This window comes from Corynebacterium sp. H128 (genome assembly GCF_037482625.1).
Classification (GTDB): Bacteria; Actinomycetota; Actinomycetes; order Mycobacteriales; family Mycobacteriaceae; genus Corynebacterium.
On sequence record NZ_JBBHKW010000009.1, the window covers coordinates 55297 to 67358 of the forward strand.

Here is a 12062-nt window from a genome sequence, read left to right on the forward strand (position 1 = left end):
AGTCCTCAAAGTTTCTGAGGGTTGGCGTCAGGGGGTTAAGAAAGTGGAGAAGCTTAAACCAGTAGTTCAGCGATCTGAATCGTATTCAGGGCAGCACCCTTGCGGAGGTTGTCCCCAGCCACCACGAGAACGAGGCCTCGATTATCGTCGACGGACTGATCTTGACGGATGCGTCCCACGAAGGAAGGATCCTTACCCGCGGCCATCAGCGGGGTAGGCACGTCCACAACCTCGACGCCGGGGGCGTCGACAAGCAGCTGCGCGGCCTCCTCCACCGTGATTGCTCGTGCAAACTCGGCATGGATCGTCAGAGTGTGTCCCGTGAACACTGGCACCCGCACGCAGGTTCCCGCCACCTTAAGATCAGGGATGTTGAGGATCTTGCGAGACTCATTGCGAAGCTTCTGCTCTTCATCGGTCTCGAGGGAGCCGTCGTCGACAAGGTTGCCGGCAAAGGGCAGGGCGTTGAAGGCAATCGGAGCCACATACGGGCCCAAATCTTCAGGAGCCAAGGCGGAACCATCATGAGCCAGCACGGTTGAATCAGACATACCCGCCACCTGGCTAGCCAATGCAGCTACGCCCGCCACGCCGGAACCGGAAACTGCTTGATAGGAGGACACGTGCAGGCGTTCAAGCCCAGCACGGTCATGCAATGGCTTTAGCACCGGCATCGCTGCCATCGTGGTGCAATTCGGGTTGGCGATGATGCCCTTCTTCAGCTCACGAGCCACCTCGGGGTTGACCTCAGAGACGATGAGCGGAACCTCATCATCCTTGCGCCACGCGGAGGAATTGTCCACCACAGTGGCACCGGCAGCAGCGAAAATAGGCGCGTACTGCTTAGAAGTAGTCCCACCTGCGGAGAACAATGCAATATCAATGCCTTGCAGCGACTCCTCAGTCACCAGCGCCAAATCTTCAACAACTACATCGGTGCCACGGAACGGCAACATCGATCCCGCCGAACGAGCGGAAGCGAAGAAGCGAACCTGATCACAAGGGAAATTGCGCTCCTCGAGGAGCGTGCGCATGACGCGACCGACTTGGCCGGTTGCGCCGACAACTGCGACGACAGTCATGGGAAAGCCTTTCTAGAATGCGAGATTTCCATCTTCAGATGCTGCAAGGTGTGGACCAGCTGAGTATGGAAGTTCGAGACGGTTTTTAGCGACCACTACCAGCGTAGACAGTGGCTTCCTCTTCGCCCCCAAGCTCGAAAGCTTCGTGGAGAGCACGAGCGGCTTCTGGCAACTCCGACTCGCGAATCAGGACAGAGATGCGGATCTCGGAGGTTGAGATGAGCTCCATATTGATGTCTTTATCGCGTAGCGCCTCGCAGAACGTCGCGGTAACCCCCGGGTGAGACTTCATACCGGCGCCAACAAGGGAAACCTTGCCGACTTGGTCGTCGTACAACACATTTTCCCAGCCCTCTTGAGTCTGAAGCGTCTTGAGGAGTTCCATGGCGCGCGGGCCATCAGAGCGAGGGCAGGTAAAAGTGATGTCGGTTTTGCCGTCTTCCACCGAGGAGATGTTCTGCAGCACCATGTCAATGTTGATTTCGGCGTCGGCAATCGCGCGGAACACGGTTGCTGCAGCACCTGGCGAATCTGGAATACCGAGGATGGTGACTTTTGCTTCGGAACTGTCGGTGGCGACGCCGGTCAGGATTGCTTCTTCCACTGGGATTTCCTCCATAGATCCGGCGATAAGGGTGCCGGGGTCATTGCTATACGACGAACGGACGCGCATCGGCACGTTGAATGCGCGGGCATACTCAACGCTGCGCAGGACAAGAATCTTCGAGCCGACGGCCGCGAGTTCCAGCATCTCCTCAAAGCACAGTTGATCAAGCTTGCGTGCGTTAGGGACGATGCGTGGATCGGCGGTGTAGACCCCGTCGACGTCGGAATAGATTTCACAGACGTCGGCCCGCAACGCAGCTGCGAGGGCGACGGCAGTGGTGTCGGAACCGCCACGACCCAGGGTGGTCACGTCCTTGGACTCGCGGTTGACACCCTGGAAACCAGCGACGAGGCAGATCTTGCCTTCGTCGAGAGCTTCCCGCACGCGCCCCGGAGTCACATCGACGATTCGCGCATTGCCATGACGCTCCGTAGTAATGACGCCTGCTTGAGAACCAGTAAAGGACTGCGCCTTCGCGCCGAATGACTCAATAGCCATTGCCACCAGGGCATTCGAGATGCGCTCGCCGGCAGTGAGCAGCATATCCATCTCACGCGCTGGAGGCACTGGGTTCACCTGGGCGGCAAGATCGAGCAGCTCATCGGTCGTGTCCCCCATCGCGGAGCACACAACTACGACATCATTACCAGCCTTCTTGGTAGCGACAATCCGCTCCGCCACCGCCCGAATCCGTTCTGCGGACTCTAGCGAAGAGCCACCGTACTTTTGCACTATGAGTGCCATGCGTCGCCACCTTTCCTTATCCGTTGGAAACTATCGTACCGCGTCCACCTTTTTAAGCAATCCTTACGTTAGTTAACATTTAGTTAATCAATGCCTGTACCGGGATTTTCCCATTTTCCAGTACCCTAGAATGCGTGCAAAATAACCTTCTGGCGGTGCTCTTCGCACTACTCTCAGCCCTCACCATCGCGTGGGGGACTGTTGTGCGCCACCGCATCGCCGAAGCTGCACCTCAAGGCGGGAAATCGCCAATCCTCTCCGCAATGAAACGCCCCCTCTGGTGGGCTGGCATGTCCACGGCCATCATCGCCTACTTCCTACAAGTGGTAGCCCTCGGTTTTGGGCCATTGCTGGTGGTACAGCCCATTTTGGTGATGTCGCTGATGTTCACTCTCCCCCTCTCCGCGCGTTACGACGGCCGGCGCATCACCGTCTCAGAGATGTCGTGGTCCACAGTTCTTACCCTCGCAGTGACCATCCTCGTCCTTCTCGGACGCCCCCTGCCCGGCATCTCGCACCCGCCTCTCGAGCGCTGGTTCATTCCTGTCGGCGTCGGCGCCCTAGCCCTGTTCACACTCGATCGCTTCGCTGCGCGCCAGATCAGGCGAGAAAAGGCGCTGATCCTCGGAATCGTCACGGGCGCGGTCTTTGGCTACGTGAGCGTGTTCTCAAAGGCAGTGGCAGACATCTTCGTGCTCCAGGGAGTAATTGGCCTATTGAACAACTGGGAGCTCTACGCACTGATTGCAGCATCGACGCTCGGCACCATCGTCCAGCAGTCGTCGTTTAACGCCGGAGCCCTGAAAAACTCCCTGCCCGCGATGAAGAGCGCCGAACCCGTCGTAGCGTTCTCTTTGTCCTATCTGGTGCTGGGTGAGAAGTTCCAAGCCACTGACCTCGAATGGTTGTGGATGGCCCTCGCGCTGGTGGCCATGATCTTCTCCACCGTGATGTTGTCCCGGCGCGAGGTTGGTTAACGCTATGCTTGCAGTCCGCTATGGCTCGAAGTCGGATCATGGAAGTCGGATTTCGGGGCCACAGTCTTGCAAATAGCGGTCCCCGACCCGATTACTGCCGAAATCCGACTTTCATGAGCCGACTTTCACGAGAAGGCGTAGCCACCGAACCGAAGGCGGAGGCTACCGGGTTAGGGGTACTGCGGGCGTCGAGAAGCGCGGGCCAAATAGTCCCGCAGTTCCGGAATGAACCGCCCTTCCCGGAGCATCCCCCAATCGACTCGGAAAACTGAGAGCCCGAGCCGCACCAACTCTCGTTCGCGACGTACCTGCTCCGCAAGCACCAATTCCTCCGGCCCGTAGCTGCCGGAATACTTGATCGCGCCATCTACCTCAATGACCAGCCAACCATCCAGCACCATGTCCACAACGAAGCGCTCTCCCTTCGTCATGAAATCCTGCTGCGTTAACAAAGACGCGTACTGAATATCCGACTCGAGCAGTTGCGCCCGCGCCCAAGACTCAGCTGCGGATCCGATCTTGGAGCGAGCCTCATTCACAACTCTTCTAACCCTGCTCACACCTTTGGTGTGGCCAATCGTGCCCAGCTCGTCCCGCAATACCCGACGCGCCTGTGCCTCACGATTCATGAACCCATCCGCTACCGCCAATGCCTGCGCAAAACTGTGCCAACGTGCGGAATCAATCACCGTACGGGCGAGAGTGGTCACCCGCACCCCAAAATGCCAGGTGATCGCCTGCTCGGGCAGATAGTTCGAGCGATACACCACTGATTTCGGCCACTTCGATCGCGCAGAAGGCTTCCTATTACCTGGCAGGATCAACTCTGTCGGTCCTCGATAGGACAGCACCGGCAACCCCCAAAGACTGGCGGCAGACAGACCACACACCACCGCCTTCGAACTGCTCATACCCGCAGCGACAGCCTCTGCCCGCGCACGATCCCACGGCGCAAGCGACCCGTAAGCCTTTGGGTCGGCGTATATGTGGCCCGCAAGCTTCACGACGTCCCCAGCATTGACTCCCCGCCAGAACGAGCTCTCCCCCAGATTCATTTTCCTGCGGTCAATAAACTTCATGATTCCCCCCCGGTCTCATTGTGACCACAGCTTATGGGAGTTCAGCGCCGAGGTACAGTGCTGCGCAACGTTAGTCGGATCATGAAAGTCGGATTTCGGGAGTTTTAGGCGTGTCAGGCCTCAACGTTGGCAGCATCCGGCCCGAAATCCGACTTTCATGATCCGACTTTCGCGAGAAAGCAGCCGCCCGCTAGATGGCCCACACCGTCGCGATCAATGGGTGCACCGAAATCACAGCGCCAAAGACCACCCAAGAAACCGCCAGCAGGGCAAGGCGCAGCCGGTCAAAGGAGCGTGCAGCGCCAATTGCCAGTGGCAGGAGACAAATGATCGCCGGAAGTAATAGGCGCGGGCGTGAGGTGATGGTGCCGTCGGAAAGCAGCACGTTAGCCGTGACACCGGCTGCGAAGAGCCAGACCAGCCAGGGCAATTTACGAAATGCGAGCACCACCGAAAGAGCGGCAACAATCATCGCGAGTCCGACCACTATCAGCCAGGAATCACTGTTCCGGTTGAAGGACCAGGACAGGAAATCCAGGGAGGCCACACCGAAGTCAAAGGCGGATCCCCAGCCCTTTTCTTGTAACCCGAAGTAGCCGCCAACATCGGCAGTATACGAGTTAGCGAAGAGAAGATAAGCGACCATGCCGAGGGGGGACAGCACGACGCCAAGCCAAGCGCGCCAATCTTTGAGCGCGTACACGATCACTGCGATGAAGAACACAAGCCACAGGTCAACGCCTGTTATTCGGGTAAGGCAGGTGAAAAACACCAGCCCTCCAGCTAGCACCCACCGGTGGCTGAGCATCGCCCACAGCGCCCAATAGGCGAAGGCTGCGAACAGCGCTTCGGTGTAGGGCATGTTGTAGGTGAGACTCATGGGGGCACCGGCAAGGAGAACTCCCGCAGCAGCCGCGCCCCACGTTCCAGCGCCCATGTACCTGGCGATCGCTATGACGGCAGCGACCATCGCGGTACCGGCAATGGCATTGACTAGAAGTGCTGCTCCCAAGAAATCGAGCCCCGTGACCTCACGCACGGTGCGCAGCAGCAGGGGGAAGAGCGGAAAGAATGCGAGGCGTGCCTGGTAACCATCGAGCGCATTCGGGTCCATGTTCTCGAAGTAGCCGCCGTTGGCCACTCCGATGTAATGGACTGCATCCCAGCGGGTGAGCACTCTGTCGAGGGGGATCCCCTTGGCGTCGGCAAGCAGGTGTACAACAAAGAGTCGGATCGCGGTTACCCCCGCAAAAACGGCGGCCGCCAGCCCCCAGTCAGCCAGCATGTTGCTGCTGGTGAAGCCCACTTTCTTCCGTGCGGGCACAGAGGCTGCATTTTCGACGACCATAGTTATCAAGCCTAACCCAATCCACAAAAACCGATGACGCAGGGCACAGTTTGCGGTAGCGTGCATTACATGCAGCGAGCATTCCTCCTTCTTTGCCGCGGCGGGCTTTAGGTCAACGAGATGTGGCCGGCGCCCCGTCGCGGAGTTTGTCGTTGCCAGCCACGCCCCACCTGAACCCACTCGAGGAATTTAGCTATGTCATTCATCTCCGCACCCGCTCAGCTGACCAAACCTAGCGGCGAAATCCCCGCCGACCAGCCCACTTGGAATAGGCAGCGCCCATCGGCCATGCCAAGTGACCGCTACCAGCCTTATGACGTAGAGGTCCAAGATTTCCAGCTTCCTGACCGCACGTGGCCGGAGCAGCGCATCACCAAGGCCCCGCAGTGGTGCGCGGTGGATCTGCGCGATGGCAACCAAGCACTGATTGACCCGATGAGCCCCGAGCGCAAGCGCCGCATGTTTAACCTGCTGGTGAACATGGGATTCAAGGAAATCGAGGTCGGCTTCCCGTCCGCGTCCCAGACCGACTTTGATTTCGTGCGCGAGATCATCGAGCAGAACATGATCCCGGAAGACGTCACCATCCAGGTATTGGTGCAGGCACGCGAACATCTAATCCGCCGCACCTTCGAAGCCTGCGCCGGCGCGAAGAACGTGATCGTGCACTTCTACAATTCCACCTCGATCCTGCAGCGAGAGGTGGTGTTCCGAAAGGAAAAGGAGGCCATCAAGCAGCTGGCCACGGATGCCGCAGAGCTGATCAAAACGATCGCCCAGGACTACCCCGACACCAACTGGCGCTGGGAATACTCCCCGGAGTCCTACACCGGCACCGAGGTCGAATACGCAAAGGAAGTCTGCGACGCCGTCAGCGCCGTCATGCAGCCCACCCCGGACAACCCGATCATCATCAATCTGCCCTCCACGGTGGAGATGACCACTCCGAATGTCTACGCAGATTCCATCGAGTGGATGTCCCGAAACCTGAATAATCGCGAATCCATCATCCTGTCCCTGCACCCGCACAATGACCGTGGCACCGGTGTCGCCACTGCGGAGCTGGGATACCTGGCTGGCGCCGATCGCATCGAAGGCTGCCTCTTCGGCAACGGCGAGCGTACCGGCAACGTCTGCCTGGTCACACTGGGGCTGAATATGCTGACTCAAGGTGTGGACCCGTGCCTGGACTTCTCAGACATTGACCTGATTCGTCGCACCGTGGAGTACTGCAACCAGCTGCGAGTTCCTGAGCGCCACCCTTACGGCGGCGACCTGGTTTTCACCGCCTTTTCCGGCTCTCACCAGGATGCCGTCAACAAGGGGCTGGAAGCGATGCAAGCTCGCAACGACAACACCTGGGAGGTTCCGTACCTGCCGATCGACCCGAAGGATGTCGGCCGTTCTTACGAAGCTGTGATTCGTGTGAACAGCCAGTCCGGCAAGGGCGGTGTCGCCTACATCATGAAGACCGACCACGGCATGGAACTGCCGCGACCGATGCAGGTGGAGTTCTCCTCAGTGGTACAAGCCGTCACTGATGCTGAGGGCGGGGAGATTAACTCCAAGAACATGTGGGACATTTTTGCCACTGAGTACTTGGATCGTTCTGAGCACTTGGTACTGGAATCCATCCACGTCGACGGCGCGCACGTCACCGCCACCGTGCTTATCGACGGCAACCGCCGCGAAATCTCAGGCACCGGCAACGGCCCCGTCGCGGCGTTCGCACACGCGCTGGAATCCATCGGCATTGATGTAGAAGTGCAGGAATACTCTCAGCATGCTCGCACTGCCGGCGATGATGCCGAAGCAGCCGCTTTCGTCTTTGCTACAGTTGGCAACTCTGAAGCTTGGGGCGTAGGCATTGATTCCAATATCACTGAGGCATCGCTGAAGGCGATCGTCTCCGCAGTGAACCGGGCTTAGTGCCCACCAATTTGAGGGATCCTGCCCCGCTTCGGTGATATCCGCGCGTTTAGCAGTGCGGGTTTCACCGGTAAGCGGGGTGTTTTCCGACATAAGGGCAGCAAAGCTCTCTTTCCCGTCTACGATGTGTAACTAATGACTACTCAAGACACCCAAACCCCGGAGGAGCGCGAGGCTGCGAAACAGGCGCGCCGCGAGGAGCGCGAAGCCGCCATCGCCGCCGCCCCCTATGCCGTCGTGCACGTGGAAGCCACCGGGATCCACCCCTCGACCTCCCGCATGGTCTCCTTAACCATCCTGACTCTCACCCCCGAGGGCGAGATCGTGGATGAATACTTTGAGATTTTCAATCCCGGCGGCGACACCGGTCCCCGCCATCTCCACGGCATCACCGATGCGGAATTCGAGCAAGCCCGCACCGTAGAGCGTTCGCTGCGCAAGATCAACACGTTGTTGGACGGGCGCACTCTCATCATGCATAACGTCCCCCGCACCTGGGGTTTCGTCCTAGGTGAAGCCAAGTCGGCGTTGCGAACAATGCAACGCCGCCAGCGGAACCGGAACCGGAATCGTCGCGGACGTCGTCGCGTCGGCAGACCTCCCCGCCCCATTGCGCTTATCGATACGCTGGCCTCCGCACGGCGCCTCGGGCTGCCGCTGGAGGACTCGCGGGTACGCGCAGTAGCCAAGGAACTAGGAATCGATGCGCCTTCTCCTATCGCATCCGTGGCGCGCGCCCAGCAGCCCGCGACGGCGACTTCCCAGGAGACCGCCGAACTCATCGTGGATATTTATGAGGCCGAGGTTGCGCGCGGGCAGATTGCATCATACGACCCCAGCACCCTGCGCGCCGATAGATTCGGTCTGCAACGCTCCATCGTGCGTGTCGACGCCATGGAAGCCGCCGCCACGACTGAAAACCCCGGCACATTCACCCCAGACCACGGCCTGAAGGCCGGGATGGAATTCGTGGTCAGCCCGGACATCGAGCTGGACCCCGATGTCATCATCGCCCAAGGCGTGGCTGCCGGCCTGAAATACAACGAGAAGGTGACTCGCCAAACCAGCTTGTTGGTGTGCAACCGCACCTCAGTGCTGCGTGGCAAGGCGATGCACGCGGACCGCAAGCAGATCCCACTGATTCCCGACGCGGAGTTCCTGTCACTGTGCGAGCAGTCGGCTTCCTAGCGACTAGAATCTTCCCCATGAAACTTCCCGCTCCCCTCGCACGCGCCCGCACGGCGCTCGCAATGACGGCTGCAGGCGCTGCTACCAGGGCGTCTCAAGCCACCGGCCGTGGCGCCGGCGGCATGATCGGTGGCCTCATCGCAGGCGCAATCGATCCAACAATCATGGAGCAACTCGGCAACAACCGTCCGGTAGCTTTGGTCACTGGCACGAATGGCAAGTCCACCACCACGCGCATGCTCGTCGGGGCGTTGCGTTCGCAGTACACGGTTGCCACCAATGACGGCGGCGACAACATGGACGCAGGCATCATCGCTGCGCTACTCAAAGGCAAGGAAGCCAGCCACATCGTGCTGGAATGCGATGAGCTGCACGTTCCTGCCGTCGCGAAGCGGCTGCGCCCCAGCGCGCTGGTCCTGCTCAACCTCACCCGCGACCAGCTAGACCGCGTCGGCGAGATCAATAAAATTGAGCGCACGCTACGCCAGGCGGTAGCGGACAACCCTAAGATGATGGTGATCGCGAACTGCGATGACGTTCACGTCACCTCTGTCGCCTTTGATGCCCCCAACGTGGTGTGGGTTGCGGCCGGCGCGGGATGGACTGGTGATTCCGTGAGTTGCCCGCGTACCGGTGGCCACATCATCCGGGAAGGAGACGACTGGTACGCCGCCAAGCAGCTTCCCGACGGCCGCGAGTTCCGTCGCCCTACCCCAACCTGGGCCATCACTGATGACGGAATCGAACACGCCGGCACCACCACCGCCCTCGCCCTGAAACTCCCGGGTCGTGCCAACCGCGGCAATGCCACCCAGGCCATCGCCTGCGCAACCGAAGCCTTCAACATTCCGCTAGCATCGGCTACCTCCGCCACCGAGGCCGTAGATAACGTGGCTGGCCGCTATTCCACCATCTCCTTCAAGCAGTGGGAAGTCCACATGATCCTGGCGAAGAATCCGGCCGGTTGGCAAGAGGCCCTGTCCATGCTGGATCGCACTGCTGATGGCCTGGTCATCGCGGTCAACGGGCAAGTTGCCGACGGCGAAGACCTATCGTGGCTCTGGGATGTTTCCTTCGAGGACTTCAAAGATTCCTTCGTCCACGCGGCCGGCGAACGCGGCACCGACTTAGCCGTCCGATTGACTTACGCCGCCATCGAACATTCACTGTCCAAGGACCCCATTGAAGCCATTCGCGCTTGCCCGCCGGGCCGAGTTGAAGTCCTAGCTAACTACACCGCTTTCCGCGATCTTAAGAAGGCTCTGTCATGATCAACATTGGCCTCATTCTGCCCGATGTGCTGGGAACCTATGGCGATGACGGCAACGCCCTCGTGCTGCGTCAACGCGCCCGCATGCGTGACCTCGACGCTGAGATCGTCCGGATCGGCCTCGGCACACCGGTCCCCGCCGGCCTCGACGTATACTGCCTCGGAGGCGGCGAGGACACCGCACAGATTTTGGCGGCAGAGCATCTCATCACTGATGGCGGACTGCGGCGAGCTGCAGCAGCCGGGCGGCCTATCCTAGCCATTTGCGCTGGCCTGCAAGTACTCGGAGAATCCTTCCGCGCATCTGGTCGCATTATCGACGGCGTCGGCCTCATCGATGCCACCACCTCCATCCTCGGCAAACGCGCCATCGGCGAAGTAGTCTCCACCCCAACGGGAGCTGGCTTCACCGCGGATTTGAGCGAACCACTGACCGGATTCGAAAACCACATGGGCGCAACGGTACTGGGTGCGGACGCTGCCCCACTGGGTACTCTCACGCGAGGGGTCGGCAACTGCGATGAAGTAGGTGCCGCCGATCTGGAGTCCGCAGCTCAGCAGCGGATGGCCGAAGGCGCGGTCCAAGGAAATGTGGTGGCAACCTACATGCATGGCCCAGTTCTGGCTCGAAATCCGCAGCTCGCAGACCTACTACTGGCACAGGCCATGGGTATCTCGCTAGCGGAGCTCGCTCCTCTCGAATTGCCAGAGGTGGCACAACTGCGCTCGGAGCGACTGCGCTAATTGGCTGCGGGCGGCTGTTAGATCTTCAGCCGCCCCGACAGGGCGCGGGAGAGCGTGAGCTCATCCACAAACTCGAGATCGCCGCCCAGCGGCATGCCGGAAGCCAAGCGCGAGACGGTCAGCGACGGGAAATCACGCAACAACCGCGCCAAATAGGAAGCTGTGGCCTCGCCCTCGGTATTCGGGTCTGTAGCCAAGATGACCTCCGCAATATCTGGTGCGGAGTCAGAGGTATCCGGCAGCACACCGGCAATACGCTGCAACAACGGCGCGATGTGGAGGTCCTTGGGACCAACATTGGCCAGCGGATCCAGCGCCCCACCAAGTACATGGTAGCGACCGTGATACTCGCCGGTACGCTCGATGACCTGGATGTCTTTGGGCTCCTCCACCACGCAAATGGTGGTGGAATCTCGGCCGGAATCAGCACAGATGCGGCAGAGTTCTTCACGCGAGATATTGCAGCAGATGCGGCAGAAAGTCACGCCATCGCGCACCGCATCCAGCGCTGACTGCAAGCGCGAAATATCCTCAGGCTCTACCTGAAGGAGGTGGAAAGCAATGCGCTGCGCGGATTTGGGCCCAACCCCGGGGAGCCTGGATAGCTCGTCAATGAGATCTTGGAGTGGGCCTTCAAACACCTGCGCAGCTGCTTTCTAGTGGTAAAACAATGGACGTCAATAAGCCCTAAAGCTTAGCCGAGCATGCCACCGAAAGGATCGCCACCCATGCCCTGGGACAGCGGACCCATCTTCTGCTGTGCGAGCTCGCCGATCTGGCGGTGGGCATCCATGAACGCGCCCTGAACGAGGTCCTGCAGAGTGTCTACGTCCTCAGGATCAACGACCTGTGGATCAATCTCCACACCGGTCACGTCGCCGGAGCCCTGCAGGGTCACCTTGACTAGGCCGTTGCCAGCCTCACCCACAACGGTGGAGGCGATGAGCTCGTTCTGAGCCTGCTGCAGCTGAGCCTGCATCTGCTGGGCTTGGGCGATGAGCTGGGACATATCTGGCTGAGACATCTAAAAACCTTTCGTTGCTTTAATTAATCCCCACTAGTCTAGCGATAACCCCAGACCGCTGCCGATCTGG

The 12062-nt window shown here is 59.8% G+C and carries 11 protein-coding genes; 5 read left to right on the plus strand and 6 right to left on the minus strand.

What is annotated here, in order from left to right:
• Nucleotides 1-53 precede the first annotated feature (53 nt).
• Together WG915_RS09160 and WG915_RS09165 are read right to left on the minus strand one after the other, a co-directional pair.
• Nucleotides 54-1082, minus strand: coding sequence for an aspartate-semialdehyde dehydrogenase (locus WG915_RS09160; RefSeq protein ID WP_339565078.1), 1029 nt, complete (start codon nucleotides 1080-1082; stop codon nucleotides 54-56).
• Between the two features lie 85 nt (nucleotides 1083-1167).
• A complete protein-coding gene (locus WG915_RS09165; protein WP_339565079.1) occupies nucleotides 1168-2433 on the minus strand; it encodes an aspartate kinase in 1266 nt (421 codons plus the stop codon).
• A 134-nt stretch (nucleotides 2434-2567) separates the two neighbouring features.
• On the opposite strand from WG915_RS09165, the gene WG915_RS09170 reads away from it, so the two are divergent.
• Nucleotides 2568-3410, plus strand: coding sequence for a DMT family transporter (locus tag WG915_RS09170; RefSeq protein WP_339565080.1), 843 nt, complete (start codon nucleotides 2568-2570; stop codon nucleotides 3408-3410).
• A gap of 170 nt (nucleotides 3411-3580) precedes the next feature.
• Here the strand turns inward: WG915_RS09170 and WG915_RS09175 are convergent, their stop codons facing one another.
• Together WG915_RS09175 and WG915_RS09180 are read right to left on the minus strand one after the other, a co-directional pair.
• Nucleotides 3581-4489 (minus strand): hypothetical protein, encoded by a 909-nt coding sequence (locus tag WG915_RS09175; RefSeq protein WP_339565081.1) that lies wholly within the window; start codon nucleotides 4487-4489, stop codon nucleotides 3581-3583.
• A gap of 190 nt (nucleotides 4490-4679) precedes the next feature.
• A complete protein-coding gene (locus tag WG915_RS09180; RefSeq protein ID WP_339565082.1) occupies nucleotides 4680-5837 on the minus strand; it encodes a hypothetical protein in 1158 nt (385 codons plus the stop codon).
• A gap of 195 nt (nucleotides 5838-6032) precedes the next feature.
• On the opposite strand from WG915_RS09180, the gene leuA reads away from it, so the two are divergent.
• From leuA to WG915_RS09200, 4 genes are all read left to right on the plus strand, one after another.
• Nucleotides 6033-7766 (plus strand): 2-isopropylmalate synthase, encoded by a 1734-nt coding sequence (gene leuA, locus WG915_RS09185; RefSeq protein WP_339565083.1) that lies wholly within the window; start codon nucleotides 6033-6035, stop codon nucleotides 7764-7766.
• A gap of 135 nt (nucleotides 7767-7901) precedes the next feature.
• Nucleotides 7902-8954: a DNA polymerase III subunit epsilon gene (locus tag WG915_RS09190; protein ID WP_339565084.1), complete on the plus strand. Its 1053-nt coding sequence runs from the start codon at nucleotides 7902-7904 to the stop codon at nucleotides 8952-8954.
• Between the two features lie 17 nt (nucleotides 8955-8971).
• The gene (locus WG915_RS09195) at nucleotides 8972-10225 is read left to right on the plus strand and encodes a Mur ligase family protein (RefSeq protein WP_339565085.1); all 1254 of its coding nucleotides are present in this window, start codon (nucleotides 8972-8974) and stop codon (nucleotides 10223-10225) included.
• Nucleotides 10222-10968 (plus strand): type 1 glutamine amidotransferase, encoded by a 747-nt coding sequence (locus tag WG915_RS09200; protein WP_339565086.1) that lies wholly within the window; start codon nucleotides 10222-10224, stop codon nucleotides 10966-10968. Before WG915_RS09195 ends, WG915_RS09200 begins: the two co-directional genes overlap by 4 nt.
• A gap of 17 nt (nucleotides 10969-10985) precedes the next feature.
• Here the strand turns inward: WG915_RS09200 and recR are convergent, their stop codons facing one another.
• Together recR and WG915_RS09210 are read right to left on the minus strand one after the other, a co-directional pair.
• Entirely contained in the window at nucleotides 10986-11609 is a 624-nt protein-coding gene (gene recR / locus WG915_RS09205) for a recombination mediator RecR (protein WP_339565087.1), read from the minus strand.
• A gap of 53 nt (nucleotides 11610-11662) precedes the next feature.
• Nucleotides 11663-11992, minus strand: coding sequence for a YbaB/EbfC family nucleoid-associated protein (locus WG915_RS09210; protein ID WP_339565088.1), 330 nt, complete (start codon nucleotides 11990-11992; stop codon nucleotides 11663-11665).
• Between the last annotated feature and the right edge of the window lie 70 nt (nucleotides 11993-12062).

Excerpts from the sequence above, each read along its gene's own strand:
- WG915_RS09180 (WP_339565082.1), bottom strand. The coding sequence starts at position 5,837 with ATGGTCGTCGAAAATGCAGCCTCTGTGCCCGCACGGAAGAAAGTGGGC.
- WG915_RS09210 (WP_339565088.1), bottom strand. The coding sequence starts at position 11,992 with ATGTCTCAGCCAGATATGTCCCAGCTCATCGCCCAAGCCCAGCAGATG.
- WG915_RS09165 (WP_339565079.1), bottom strand. The coding sequence starts at position 2,433 with ATGGCACTCATAGTGCAAAAGTACGGTGGCTCTTCGCTAGAGTCCGCA.
- WG915_RS09200 (WP_339565086.1), top strand. The coding sequence starts at position 10,222 with ATGATCAACATTGGCCTCATTCTGCCCGATGTGCTGGGAACCTATGGC.
- leuA (WP_339565083.1), top strand. The coding sequence starts at position 6,033 with ATGTCATTCATCTCCGCACCCGCTCAGCTGACCAAACCTAGCGGCGAA.
- WG915_RS09190 (WP_339565084.1), top strand. The coding sequence starts at position 7,902 with ATGACTACTCAAGACACCCAAACCCCGGAGGAGCGCGAGGCTGCGAAA.
- WG915_RS09175 (WP_339565081.1), bottom strand. The coding sequence starts at position 4,489 with ATGAAGTTTATTGACCGCAGGAAAATGAATCTGGGGGAGAGCTCGTTC.
- WG915_RS09195 (WP_339565085.1), top strand. The coding sequence starts at position 8,972 with ATGAAACTTCCCGCTCCCCTCGCACGCGCCCGCACGGCGCTCGCAATG.
- WG915_RS09160 (WP_339565078.1), bottom strand. The coding sequence starts at position 1,082 with ATGACTGTCGTCGCAGTTGTCGGCGCAACCGGCCAAGTCGGTCGCGTC.